General features: G+C 52.2%; 13 protein-coding genes. 7 read left to right on the top strand and 6 right to left on the bottom strand.

Annotated features, from left to right (window positions below):
* Positions 1-46 precede the first annotated feature (46 nt).
* Both mobB and mobA read right to left on the bottom strand, forming a co-directional pair.
* Positions 47-556: a molybdopterin-guanine dinucleotide biosynthesis protein MobB gene (gene mobB / locus GYRE_RS04670; RefSeq protein ID WP_038253449.1), complete on the bottom strand. Its 510-nt coding sequence runs from the start codon at positions 554-556 to the stop codon at positions 47-49.
* Entirely contained in the window at positions 553-1,137 is a 585-nt protein-coding gene (gene mobA, locus GYRE_RS04665) for a molybdenum cofactor guanylyltransferase MobA (RefSeq protein ID WP_038253446.1), read from the bottom strand. Before mobA ends, mobB begins: the two co-directional genes overlap by 4 nt.
* A 69-nt stretch (positions 1,138-1,206) precedes the next feature.
* On the opposite strand from mobA, the gene GYRE_RS04660 reads away from it, so the two are divergent.
* The 3 genes from GYRE_RS04660 to dsbA all read left to right on the top strand — a co-directional run bounded on the left by GYRE_RS04660 (position 1,207) and on the right by dsbA (position 3,188).
* The gene (locus GYRE_RS04660) at positions 1,207-1,476 is read left to right on the top strand and encodes a YihD family protein (RefSeq protein ID WP_006818019.1); all 270 of its coding nucleotides are present in this window, start codon (positions 1,207-1,209) and stop codon (positions 1,474-1,476) included.
* 75 nt (positions 1,477-1,551) lie between these two features.
* Positions 1,552-2,538, top strand: a complete 987-nt coding sequence (locus tag GYRE_RS04655; protein ID WP_038253444.1) for a serine/threonine protein kinase — start codon at positions 1,552-1,554, stop codon at positions 2,536-2,538.
* Between the two features lie 26 nt (positions 2,539-2,564).
* On the top strand, positions 2,565-3,188 hold the full coding sequence (dsbA, locus tag GYRE_RS04650; RefSeq protein ID WP_006818017.1) for a thiol:disulfide interchange protein DsbA: 624 nt from the start codon (positions 2,565-2,567) through the stop codon (positions 3,186-3,188).
* Between the two features lie 12 nt (positions 3,189-3,200).
* Here dsbA and GYRE_RS04645 read toward each other — a convergent pair whose 3' ends face one another.
* The gene (locus GYRE_RS04645) at positions 3,201-4,109 is read right to left on the bottom strand and encodes a 1-acylglycerol-3-phosphate O-acyltransferase, YihG family (RefSeq protein WP_038253442.1); all 909 of its coding nucleotides are present in this window, start codon (positions 4,107-4,109) and stop codon (positions 3,201-3,203) included.
* A gap of 396 nt (positions 4,110-4,505) precedes the next feature.
* On the opposite strand from GYRE_RS04645, the gene polA reads away from it, so the two are divergent.
* On the top strand, positions 4,506-7,292 hold the full coding sequence (polA, locus tag GYRE_RS04640; protein ID WP_038253440.1) for a DNA polymerase I: 2,787 nt from the start codon (positions 4,506-4,508) through the stop codon (positions 7,290-7,292).
* A 165-nt stretch (positions 7,293-7,457) separates the two neighbouring features.
* Positions 7,458-7,505: a small protein SpfP gene (gene spfP / locus GYRE_RS25400; RefSeq protein ID WP_071892919.1), complete on the top strand. Its 48-nt coding sequence runs from the start codon at positions 7,458-7,460 to the stop codon at positions 7,503-7,505.
* An 83-nt stretch (positions 7,506-7,588) separates the two neighbouring features.
* On the opposite strand, the gene yihA is transcribed toward spfP, so the two are convergent.
* A complete protein-coding gene (gene yihA / locus GYRE_RS04635) occupies positions 7,589-8,218 on the bottom strand; it encodes a ribosome biogenesis GTP-binding protein YihA/YsxC (protein WP_006818013.1) in 630 nt (209 codons plus the stop codon).
* Between the two features lie 581 nt (positions 8,219-8,799).
* On the opposite strand from yihA, the gene yihI reads away from it, so the two are divergent.
* Positions 8,800-9,309 (top strand): Der GTPase-activating protein YihI, encoded by a 510-nt coding sequence (gene yihI / locus GYRE_RS04630; RefSeq protein ID WP_006818011.1) that lies wholly within the window; start codon positions 8,800-8,802, stop codon positions 9,307-9,309.
* A gap of 188 nt (positions 9,310-9,497) precedes the next feature.
* A complete protein-coding gene (gene hemN, locus GYRE_RS04625; protein WP_006818009.1) occupies positions 9,498-10,871 on the top strand; it encodes an oxygen-independent coproporphyrinogen III oxidase in 1,374 nt (457 codons plus the stop codon).
* An 80-nt stretch (positions 10,872-10,951) separates the two neighbouring features.
* Here hemN and GYRE_RS24440 read toward each other — a convergent pair whose 3' ends face one another.
* Both GYRE_RS24440 and glnG read right to left on the bottom strand, forming a co-directional pair.
* Positions 10,952-11,062 (bottom strand): YshB family small membrane protein, encoded by a 111-nt coding sequence (locus GYRE_RS24440; RefSeq protein ID WP_087943245.1) that lies wholly within the window; start codon positions 11,060-11,062, stop codon positions 10,952-10,954.
* Positions 11,063-11,171: 109 nt separating this feature from the next.
* Positions 11,172-12,581: a nitrogen regulation protein NR(I) gene (gene glnG, locus GYRE_RS04620; protein ID WP_006818007.1), complete on the bottom strand. Its 1,410-nt coding sequence runs from the start codon at positions 12,579-12,581 to the stop codon at positions 11,172-11,174.
* Positions 12,582-12,586: the final 5 nt, after the last annotated feature.

The following is a 12,586-nucleotide window of genomic DNA, read 5'->3' as shown; positions in this document are numbered from 1 at the left end:
TTTTTGCGTTTTTGTCCGCCATAAAACCAAAAAAGGGCCTAAGCCCTTAATTCTTAGCCTTCAGCCATGCCAGAATGAACGCAACAATGGCATCCAGATCATTCAAATCCAGTACCGGAACCTCAACGTCCAGAGGAATATTGCTGGCAATAGCAATAACGTGCTCATCAAGCACCAGTTCATCTTGGGTATGACCACTACCTTCCCGGAAGAGCATCATCTTTGCCACTGGCTCATGCTTAAACCCTTCAACCAGAACCAGATCCAGTAACGATGCATCCATTCGACTGACCAGATAAGAGAGATCGATCTCAGGCTCCTCGGGAGTTTCTGTCATTAATGCCCAACGTTGCGAGCTGGCGACAATTGTCTGTGCCGCTCCGGCTTTACGCAATTCATAACTGTCTTTGCCGGGTTTATCGACATCCATATCGTGATGAGTATGTTTGATTAATCCCGGGCGAATACCAGCGGCGCAGAGTGCGGGTATCAGTTTTTTGAGGAGCGTTGTTTTCCCTGTACCGCTCCAGGCGGCGATGGCGAGAAGTGGGATCATTTGGCCACCTGTCTTTTCGCAAGACATTCAGGGGTGTTGACGTTAATAAACGCAGATTTGATATCACTACAGTCCACGCTGTGTCCTCCAACACTTCGCATGAAAACCATGACCCTACGCTCGCCACGTACCAGATACTCTTCCATTGCTGGCAAAACCTGTCGGTGAACCAGGGCAATTGTGGGGTGATCGCGCTCACCGTCGTTGACCCACACGACGGGGGCATCTCGCTGTTCATGCTGTAAACGTGCCAGCAGATCGGCAGGGATAAATGGCGTATCACAGGGGCAGAAAAGAAACCATGGAGATTCGATGTGCTGCATGACAGCGACCATCCCGGCAAGCGGCCCAGGATAATCTTCCAGAGAATCCTCGATAACCGGTACGCCACTGTGACGATATATGGACAGGTTACGGTTAGCGCTGATGGCGATATTGTTCACCTGAGGAGTTAGCATCTCGGCGACATGGCGCCAGAGAGGCTTCCCGTTAAGTTCCAGTAAACCTTTATCGCTCCCACCCATGCGTGTGGCTCTGCCACCTGCAAGAATTACGCCCGTCACAGGACTCATAACATTCACCAATATCGCCTCTTTTATTGTGGGTTTGACCCTGTTAACGTGTCTCTATCAAGAGTAAGGAGCACTACCATGAAATGTAAACGTCTGAACGAAGTTATTGAACTCCTCCAGCCCGCCTGGCAGAAAGAGCCAGAGTTGAACCTGATGCAATTTTTACAGAAACTGGCGCAGGAGTCAGGTTACGACGGAGAACTGGCTGATTTATCCGATGACATTCTGATCTATCACCTGAAAATGCGCGATTCCAGCAAAGATGCAGCGATCCCAGGCATTCAGAAAGACTATGAAGATGATTTTAAAACCGCATTGCTGCGTGCGCGTGGTGTTATTAAAGAGTAAAACCTTGTAAGCAGCGCCACCGAAATTGCTGTGAAATGATATCCTGAACCATTCGTATCATTATTGGAAGTCAGGATGAACGACAAGGCTTTCACATTCCAGACACTACACCCGGATACCATTATGGATGCTCTGTTTGAGCAGGGGATCCGGGTGGATTCCGGTCTTACGCCGTTAAACAGCTACGAGAACCGTGTTTACCAGTTTCAGGACGAAGATCGTCACCGCTATGTGGTGAAGTTTTATCGCCCGGAGCGCTGGTCGGCTGCGCAAATCCTCGAGGAACATCAGTTTGCTCTTGAGTTAGTGCAGGATGAGGTTCCGGTCGCTGCCCCGCTTATTTTTGACAATCAAACGCTCCTTACCCATCAGGGTTTTTATTACGCCGTATTCCCGAGCCTGGGTGGGCGCCAATTTGAAGCCGATAATCTCGATCAAATGGAGTGGGTCGCTCGTTATCTTGGTCGTCTGCACCAGACGGGCCGAAAAAAGCCCTTTGTGGCCCGCCCGGAAATCGGCGTGAAAGAGTATCTGATAGAGCCTCGCGAGCTGTTTGAAACCGCAACTCTGATCCCATCTGGCCTGAAGGCTGATTTCCTGAGCGCGACCGATAAACTCATCGACGCGGTGATGGGTCAGTGGCATGGTCGTTTTAATACGCTGCGCCTACACGGTGACTGTCATGCTGGCAACATCCTCTGGCGAGACGGACCACTGTTTGTCGATCTCGATGATGCTCGTACCGGGCCTGCCATTCAGGATCTCTGGATGCTGCTCAATGGCGATAAAGCCGAACGGCGCATGCAGCTGGAGGTGATTATTGAAGCGTATGAAGAGTTTAGCGCCTTCAATTCGGATGAACTCACCCTGATTGAACCTTTACGCGCCATGCGATTAGTCTATTATCTTGCATGGCTGCTAAGACGCTGGGAGGATCCGGCGTTTCCAAAAAACTTCCCGTGGTTAACCGGGGAGGATTACTGGCGCGGACAAACCGCAACTTTTCTCGAGCAGGTGAAGGTTCTACAGGAACCCCCTCTTCAATTAACGCCAATGTACTAATTTGAAAATTTCAGGAGAGAGTCATCATGAATAAGATTTGGCTGGCGCTGGCCGGTATGGTTCTGGCATTCAGCGCCCAGGCTGCGCAGATTACCGACGGCAAGCAGTACACGACCCTCGATAAACCGGTTGCTGGTGAGCCTCAGGTACTGGAGTTCTTCTCATTCTACTGCCCGCATTGCTATCAGTTTGAAGAAGTTCTGCATGTTTCCGATACCGTGAAGAAAAAACTGCCGGAAGGCACCAAAATGACGAAATATCACGTTGAGTTCCTCGGCCCATTGGGTAAAGAGCTGACTCAGGCGTGGGCTGTCGCTATGGCGCTGGGCGTAGAAGATAAAGTGACTACCCCAATGTTTGAAGCGGTACAGAAAACGCAGACCGTCCAGAACGTTGCCGATATTCGTAAAGTCTTCGTTGATGCTGGGGTGAAGGGTGATGAGTATGACTCAGCCTGGAACAGCTTCGTGGTGAAATCTCTGGTTGCTCAGCAGGAAAAAGCAGCTGCTGACCTGCAGCTGCAGGGCGTTCCGGCGATGTTCGTCAACGGCAAATATCAGCTGAACCCGCAGGGGATGGATACCAGCAGCATGGACATTTTTGTCCAGCAGTATGCTGATACCGTGAAACAGCTTGTTGAAATGAAATAAAAAAAACGCCGGTCACTGACCGGCGTTGTTGTATTCAGATTTAATATCTTCAATCTGAACATCTTTATCATTCCATAAGGTGTTCAGCCACAGCTGGAAACGGCGCTTAAAGTTTTTATCGTTCACATAATCCCCGTGCAACTCTTCCGTAATTGGCACCAGGTTAATTCGCACCACAATGCGGGTCAGTTTGCCGCTCAGCATATCGTAGAACGGTGTTTTGTCGTTTTCCGGGTAGCATAGCGTCACGTTGAGCATTTTATCAAACTGTGAGCCCAGCACGTTTAACGCCATCGCAATGCCGGCGGCCTTCGGCGGCAGCAGGTTCTTATAGGGCGAGCGCGTTTCGGCTTTTTTCTCTGGGGTAAAACGCGAGCCTTCGACAAAATTCACAATGGTCGAAGGATGAGCACGAAATTTTTCGCAGGAACGGCGCGTGGTTTCCACATCTTTACCACGGCGTTCCGGGTGGCGGATAAGATAGCTACGCGAATAACGGCGCATGAATGGCATATCCAGCGCCCAGCAGGCGAGGCCGATAAACGGTACCCAGGCCAGTTGCTGCTTGAGGAAATACTTATTCATCGGGATGTGTTTACGGAACAGTACGCACAGCACCACAATATCGGCCCAGCTGTGATGGTTACAAATCAGCAGGTACCAGTTCTTTTTGCTGAGCCCTTCCAGCCCCTCAATGTCCCATTTCAGCCATGGGTTGAGATACAGCAGCGCAGCAAGGCCTTCGCACCAGCAGTACATCATGAAGTTGCAGAAAACAGAGACTGCGCGCCAGACTGCCGGAATGGGCAGTATCAGCTTAATGATCCCGGCAATAATAATGGGCACGGAACACGCCACAGTGACCAGGATGGTTAAAAGAACGCTCAGAAGCAGCGTTACAGGAGCGAGCAATCTCGACATAATTCTATATTTCAGGTAGTTAGCCACACAAAGTGCGCTGAAAATCGGCATAAGGTGCTGATTTTATCAGAAAAGACACCAAATAACGGCTCTTACCAGAGCAGAAAAATAAACAATACTTATATCCACATGGAACAATTTGTCCCCACTTAGTTCTAATACGAAACAGTTTAGTTATAATGTATTGAAATAAATGAAATAATTGTTTACTCCGTGACGTTGTGACTATGGTTTTATTAGTCATAACAATTCTATGCACAAAGTTATCCACAGAATGGATTTGCGAGCGATCTTCTGGATCCGCAAATCTTTCGCCGCAAATATCGCGAAAAACTCATGTTTTATGTCGGTCTGTGGCATCCTTTACTCATAATCTGATAAACAGGCACGGAAATTATGGTTCAGATCCCAGAAAACCCCCTCATTCTTGTTGATGGCTCCTCTTATCTCTATCGGGCGTATCATGCGTTTCCCCCGCTGACCAATGGCGCGGGCGAGCCAACCGGCGCGATGTATGGCGTGCTGAATATGCTCCGCAGCCTGATCCTGCAATACCAGCCTTCACACGCTGCCGTGGTGTTTGATGCGAAGGGAAAAACCTTCCGTGACGAACTGTTTGAGGATTACAAATCGCACCGTCCGCCGATGCCGGACGATCTGCGTGCGCAAATTGAACCACTGCACGCGATGGTGAAAGCGATGGGCTTACCATTGATGGCAGTCTCTGGCGTAGAAGCGGACGATGTTATCGGTACCCTGGCGCGAGAAGCCGAGAAGGCGGGCCGTCCGGTGCTTATCAGTACCGGTGATAAAGACATGGCTCAGCTGGTGACGCCAGGTATTACGCTGATTAATACCATGACCAATACTATCCTCGGGCCTGACGAGGTAGTGACAAAGTACGGTGTACCGCCGGAGCTGATTATCGATTTCCTCGCGCTGATGGGTGACTCCTCCGATAACATCCCTGGTGTGCCTGGCGTTGGTGAGAAAACCGCCCAGGCGCTGCTGCAAGGGCTGGGTGGCCTTGATACGCTGTATGCCGAACCCGAGAAAATCGCCGGTCTGACCTTCCGCGGTGCTAAAACCATGGCCGCGAAGCTTGAGCAAAGCAAAGACCTCGCTTATCTCTCTTATAAGCTCGCCACGATCAAAACAGACGTTGAGCTGGAGCTCACCTGCGATCAGCTGGAGGTTCAGGCTCCGGCGGCAGACGAGCTGCTGGGGCTTTTCAGGAAGTACGAATTTAAGCGCTGGATAACCGATCTTGAAGCCGGTAAATGGATGCAGGCGAAAGGCGCTAAACCGGCGGCTAAGCCGGTAGAAACCGTCGTTATTGACGAAGAGCCCGAAACACCTGCTGCGACGCTCTGTGCCGAAAACTACGTCACCATTCTGGATGAAGAAACGCTGAAGTCGTGGATCAAGAAGCTGGAAACAGCGCCGCTGTTTGCGTTTGATACTGAGACCGACAGCCTCGATAACATCAGCGCCAATATGGTCGGGCTCTCTTTTGCTATCGAACCCGGCGTGGCGGCATATGTCCCGGTGGCACACGATTATCTCGACGCCCCGGATCAAATCTCCCGTGAACGTGTGCTGGAGCTGTTAAAACCGCTGCTGGAAGATGAAAAACGCCTGAAGGTCGGCCAGAACCTGAAATACGATCGCGGTATTCTGCAGAATTATGGCATTGAGCTACGTGGCATTGCCTTCGACACGATGCTCGAATCCTACACGCTGGATAGCGTAGCTGGCCGTCACGACATGGACAGCCTCTCCGACCGCTGGCTTAAGCATAAAACCATTACCTTTGAAGAGATTGCCGGCAAAGGGAAGAACCAACTGACTTTTAACCAGATTGACCTTGAGCAGGCCGGGCGCTATGCGGCGGAAGATGCTGACGTCACTTTGCAGCTGCATCTGAAGATGTGGCCGACGCTACAGAAGCACGAGGGTCCACTGCGAATTTTCAACGAGATTGAAATGCCGCTGGTGCCTGTACTGTCGCGCGTTGAGCGCAACGGCGTAAAAATTGACCCCACGGTACTGCATGCCCACTCGCAGGAAATTGCCAAGCGTCTGGTTGAACTGGAGCAAAAGGCCTATGAGATCGCCGGGGAAGAGTTTAACCTCTCTTCGCCGAAGCAGCTGCAAACCATTCTGTTTGAAAAACAGGGCATCAAGCCGCTGAAGAAAACCCCGGGCGGCGCGCCGTCCACCTCGGAAGAGGTGCTGGAAGAGCTGGCGCTGGATTACCCGCTGCCGAAGGTTATCCTCGAGTATCGTGGGCTTGCCAAGCTTAAGTCGACCTACACCGACAAACTGCCGCTGATGATTAACCCGAAAACCGGGCGTGTGCATACCTCCTATCACCAGGCGGTGACTGCCACGGGACGTCTGTCTTCAACCGATCCGAACCTGCAAAATATTCCTGTACGTAATGAGGAAGGACGTCGTATTCGTCAGGCGTTTATCGCGCCGGAAGATTATCTGATTGTATCTGCCGACTACTCACAGATCGAACTGCGTATCATGGCGCATCTGTCGCGTGATAAAGGCCTGCTGAATGCTTTTGCCGAGGGTAAAGATATCCACCGGGCTACCGCCGCCGAAGTATTTGGGCTGCCGCTTGAGAACGTCACCAGCGAACAGCGTCGCAGCGCGAAGGCGATTAACTTTGGCCTGATTTACGGTATGAGTGCGTTCGGGCTCTCCCGCCAGCTCAATATTCCGCGTAAAGAGTCACAGAAGTACATGGATCTCTATTTTGAGCGCTATCCTGGCGTACTGGACTATATGGAACGTACTCGCGCGCAGGCAAAAGATAATGGCTATGTTGAAACGCTCGATGGTCGCCGACTGTATCTTCCGGACATCAAATCCAGCAATGCCGCACGCCGTGCGGGCGCTGAGCGTGCTGCGATCAACGCCCCGATGCAGGGGACGGCTGCTGATATCATCAAACGTGCGATGATCGCGGTGGATGCCTGGCTGCGAACGGAACAGCCGCGAGTGCGCATGATCATGCAGGTACACGATGAACTGGTGTTTGAAGTGCATAAAGACGATCTGGACGCGGTGTCGAAGAAAATCCATGAACTGATGGAAAACAGCACCACGCTGGACGTGCCTCTGCTGGTGGAAGTCGGCAGTGGAGACAACTGGGATCAGGCGCATTAATTAGCCAAAACCGGGAGTGCTTTTTTGTAAGTTAGCAACATAACTTATAGCGAATTGTGATGATCATCGGAATTCGCTATGTAAAGAGTGAAAAAAAACTACAAAAAGTGCTTTGTACCACTCAAAAAAAAGAGTAGAGTTGTTCGCGTAGGGTACAGAGGTAAGATGTTCTATCTTTCAGACCTTTTACTTCACGTAATCGGATTTGGCTGAATATTTTAGCCGCCCCAGTCAGTAATGACTGGGGCGTTTTTTATTGCGCGAAAGAAAAAGCGCGGACGATGCCGCGCTTTTGATTAGGCTTCTTCCGGCAGCTCTGCCGGTGGGATCTCGCTGTACCAGGTATCCAGCTTTTGCTTGAGCTTATCAACGCCCATTTTCTTCAGCGAAGAAAATGCTTCAACCTGCACATCGCCATTAAAGGCCAGAGCCGCTTCGCGAACCATATTGAGCTGCGCTTTACGTGCGCCGCTGGCCAGCTTATCCGCTTTGGTCAACAGAACCAGCACCGGAATATTGCTGTCGACGGCCCACTCGATCATCTGCTGATCGAGGTCCTTCAGCGGATGGCGGATATCCATCAGCACCACCAGGCCTTTCAGGCAGATACGTTTTTCCAGGTATTCACCCAGCGCACGCTGCCATTTGATTTTCATCTCTTCCGGAACCTGCGCGTAGCCGTAGCCCGGCAAATCCACTAAGCGTTTACCTTCTGCGGTTTCGAAAAGGTTGATGAGCTGGGTACGTCCAGGCGTTTTGGAGGTACGGGCCAGGCTCTTCTGGTTAGTCAGCGTATTCAGGGCGCTGGATTTACCCGCGTTAGAGCGGCCAGCAAAAGCCACTTCAATCCCGGTATCCGCCGGTAAATGGCGAATATCTGGCGCGCTGGTGACAAAGTGCGTCAGTGAATAATTCAGGTTAGTCAAAACGGTTTCTCCGTTTAAATCGTGTCATGGCGGGGATTATACCTGAACCGAGAAAAAACGCTGTTTTTCCGGGCAAGAGATACCGTAAGTAATAACCCTGTGCTTTGTAAGATATCTGCCACAGAGATTATGCGACATATCAGAGAAATCGCAGGCGATAAAATCACTGAGTTCTTAAAAATCAGTGCATTACAGATAAGAAAAAGTCTGAAAGTACGTTTTTCCGCGTTTTGTCCCTTGTCTGCAGAGCGTAAAACGGTAAAGTAGCGAACGAAGGCGAGGATGCCCGCGGGAATACGACTCAGGACGAGGGTCAGGAGCGCCAGGAGGCGAAGACTAAGGATTTGTCAGGATGACGAAACGTTCGGAGACGTTGTAAAAGGGAAAGGGAACCAACACAGGAGTGTTCCAGCTAAAGGATAGACAGGGCAGTTGTCAGCAAACATGGAATGTGGAGCCCGTATGGGTGGTGAGTCAAGAAAAAGGCGGCAGATTACTCTGTCGCCTTTTTTCTTTGTCCGGATTCTGCTAGATTCCGCCTCAATTCTATACTGAAGAAAACAGCATAAAGACACCCGATCATGAAAAAACCAACAGCAGCACCGCGCGGCAAATCCCCCGCTAAAGCACGTCGTAAATCGCGTGAAGAGTTAAACCAGGAAGCCCGCGACCGCAAGCGCCAGAAAAAGCATCGTGGCCACGTGGCTGGTAGCCGTGCAAGTGGTAGCGCTGAGGCCGGTGGTCAGGGTAAACAGCAGCAAAAAGATCCTCGTATTGGCAGCAAAAAACCCATCGCACTGGGCGTTACCGATGCACCAGTGATTAAACAGCACAAACCGAAGAGTGAGAAACCTATGCTTTCACCGCAGGCTGAGCTTGAAATGCTGGAAACGGATGAGCGCCTGGATGCGCTGCTGGAACGTCTGGAAGAGGGCGGTACCCTGAATGCTGAAGAGCAGTCCTGGGTTGACGCCAAACTGGACCGTATTGATGAACTGATGCAGCAGCTCGGCCTCTCTTACGATGATGACGAAGAAGAGGAAGAAGAAGGCAAGGAAGACATGATGCGTCTGCTGAAAGGCGGAAACTAACGTTTGCACCCGGTCGGTTTTACCGTCCTGCTTATAACCCTTCCGGTTATATGTTATCTGGCGTGGTTATTCGTTAAACTACGACGGTTGTCGCGGCGCAGAAACTGGCTGCGCAACCGGTTATTGACCCGCAGTACGGGTCTGCCGGTTCGCCGTCGCCGCCAGCGATATCATCGGAAGGAGTGAGCATGTCTGAGCAGTTAATCGACTGGGATCTGGCCCTGATCCAGAAATACAACTATTCCGGGCCACGTTATACGTCATACCCGACCGCGCTGGAGTTTAACGAGAACTTTGGTGAAGCGGATTTCTTACACGCGGTTGCGCGTTATCCCGAAAGACCGCTGTCGCTGTACGTCCACATTCCGTTCTGCCATAAGCTGTGTTACTTCTGCGGCTGCAATAAAATTGTTACCCGCCAGCAGCATAAAGCCGATCAGTATCTCGACGCGCTGGAGCAAGAGATCCTCCATCGCGCACCGTTGTTTGCCGGACGCCATGTCAGTCAGCTGCACTGGGGCGGCGGTACGCCAACCTATCTGAATAAAGCCCAAATTAGCCGCCTGATGGCGCTGCTGCGTGGCAACTTCAGCTTTAATGCTGACGCCGAAATTTCGATTGAGGTCGACCCGCGTGAGATTGAGCTTGATGTGCTCGATCACCTGCGTGTGGAGGGTTTCAACCGCCTGAGCATGGGCGTACAGGACTTCAATAAAGAAGTGCAGCGCCTGGTGAACCGCGAGCAGGATGAAGACTTCATTTTTGCGCTGCTGAACCATGCGCGTGATATTGGCTTTACTTCAACCAATATTGACCTGATTTATGGTTTGCCGAAACAGACGCCGGAAAGTTTTGCGTTTACCCTGAGCCGGGTCGCAGAGCTGAACCCGGATCGCCTGAGCGTCTTCAACTACGCCCATTTACCGACCCTGTTTGCCGCGCAGCGCAAAATTAAAGATGCCGATCTGCCTTCTGCACAGCAGAAGCTGGATATTCTGCAGGAAACCATCACCTCACTCACCGACAGCGGTTACCAGTTCATCGGGATGGATCACTTTGCCCGTCCGGATGACGAACTGGCGGTCGCACAGCGCAACGGTGTCCTGCATCGTAACTTCCAGGGCTATACCACTCAGGGCGACAGCGATCTGCTGGGTCTTGGTGTTTCTGCAATCAGCATGATGGGGGACTGTTATGCGCAGAACCAGAAAGAGCTCAAGCACTACTATCAGCAGGTTGATGAACACGGTAATGCGCTGTGGCGTGGTATCGCGTTAACCCGCGACGACTGCATTCGTCGTGACGTTATCAAAGCGCTTATCTGTAACTTCCGCCTCGACTTTAGCGCCGTGGAAGCGCAGTGGGATCTGATCTTTAGCGACTATTTTGCCGAAGATATGAAGCTGCTGGCACCGCTGGCGAAAGATGGGCTGGTGGATGTGAGCGAGAAAGCGATTCAGGTGACGCCGAAGGGACGCCTGCTGATTCGTAATATCTGTATGTGTTTTGATGCCTACCTGCGCCAGAAAGCGCGGATGCAGCAGTTCTCGCGAGTGATTTAACTGCGCTGCCGGTGGCGCTACCACTTATCGTGCCTGCCAATTGCAGGCCTGATAAGCAGTAGTGCCATCAGGCGACTCGTTTAGCTAAAAAGCCCAAAGAGTGCTGCGCACAGTACGGCGGCAATGGCCGTATGCGGTGTGGTGCTGTCGACAGCACCACTCGAGATGGTGGTGATAAGTGAATCAAGCATGATAACCCCCTGCGTTCGCGCAAAAATCATACTTAACTCATCGGAACAGTAAAGGACTATATAACCGCTCTTTGCGCTAAACCGTCCTTTTTTACATTTACTGCACCGCTTACTCCATTCCCAGTTCTTTCAGCTTGCGGGTCAGGGTATTACGCCCCCAGCCCAGCAGCCTTGCCGCTTCCTGTTTGTGTCCCTGCGTGTGGCGTAACGCCGTCGTTAAGAGCGTGCGCTCCATCTCCGGCTGCGCTTCGGAAAGCAGATTTTGATGACCGGAACGCAGCGCGCGATCGGCCCACTGTGCCAGCAGCGTAGCCCAGCTGTCCGAGAGGGCATGTGCGGTAGTTTCCGGTACGGTCGACTCAAACAGTTCGCCCGGTAAATCCTGAATCAGGACCTCCTGGCCTGCGGCCATCACGGTCAGCCAGCGGCAGGTGTTCTCCAACTGGCGTACGTTCCCAGGCCAGGCAAGACGCGTGAGCGCGGCTTCGGTTTCCGGGTGCAGCTGTTTGGCTTCAACGCCCAGCTCGCGGGCGGCATCCTGCAGGAAGTGGCGGGCCAGACGAGGAATGTCTTCCCGGCGCTCGCGCAGCGGCGGCAGGTGGACGCGAATGACGTTCAGACGGTGGAATAAATCCTCACGGAATTTACCTTCCCGAACGCGCAGCTCCAGGTTCTGGTGGGTGGCGGCAATGATGCGCACATCCACCTTCACCGGCGCATAGCCACCAACGCGATAGAACTGCCCGTCGGCAAGAACACGCAGCAGTCGGGTTTGCACATCAAGCGGCATATCGCCGATTTCATCCAGGAACAGCGTGCCGCCGTCGGCCTGCTCGAAACGCCCCTGACGCACCGTATTGGCACCGGTGAACGCGCCTTTCTCATGACCAAACAGTTCCGATTCGATAAGATCCTTCGGAATTGCCGCCATGTTCAGGGCGATAAAGGGGGAGGAGGCGCGTGGGCTATGGCGATGCAGCGCATGTGCGACCAGCTCTTTACCAGTACCGGATTCACCGTTGATAAGTACGCTTATCGATGAACGCGACAAGCGGCCAATAATACGAAATACATCCTGCATCGCCGGCGCTTCACCGATGATGTCGGTTGTCGGGCCAAATACCGGTGCATTGCGCGGTTGTTGTTGTTCCTGATAATGGCTGATAGCGCGTTCAACCAGCGCTACCGCCTCATCAATATCAAAGGGTTTTGGCAGGTAATCGAATGCCCCCTGCTGGTAGGCGCTGACGGCAGCATCCAGATCGGAGTGGGCGGTCATTATGATGACCGGAAGCATCGGATGGCGCTGTTTAATCTGCTTCAGCAGCGCCAGGCCGTCCATTCCCGGCATACGGATATCTGACAACAGCACGTCCGGGGTTTTGGTCGTCAGGGCTTCCAGTACCTCGGCACCGCTCTCAAAAGCGGTGCAGGTCAGCCCTGCGCCAGCAAGCGCGCGTTCCAGTACCCAGCGGATTGAGCTATCGTCATCAACAATCCAGGCTATCCCTCGTTGCATACACT

The sequence above is a fragment of the Yokenella regensburgei ATCC 49455 genome (assembly GCF_000735455.1).
GTDB lineage: Bacteria > Pseudomonadota > Gammaproteobacteria > Enterobacterales > Enterobacteriaceae > Yokenella > Yokenella regensburgei.
The sequence above is the reverse complement of the archived record's forward strand: the minus strand, read 5'-3'. Positions and strand labels throughout refer to the sequence as shown.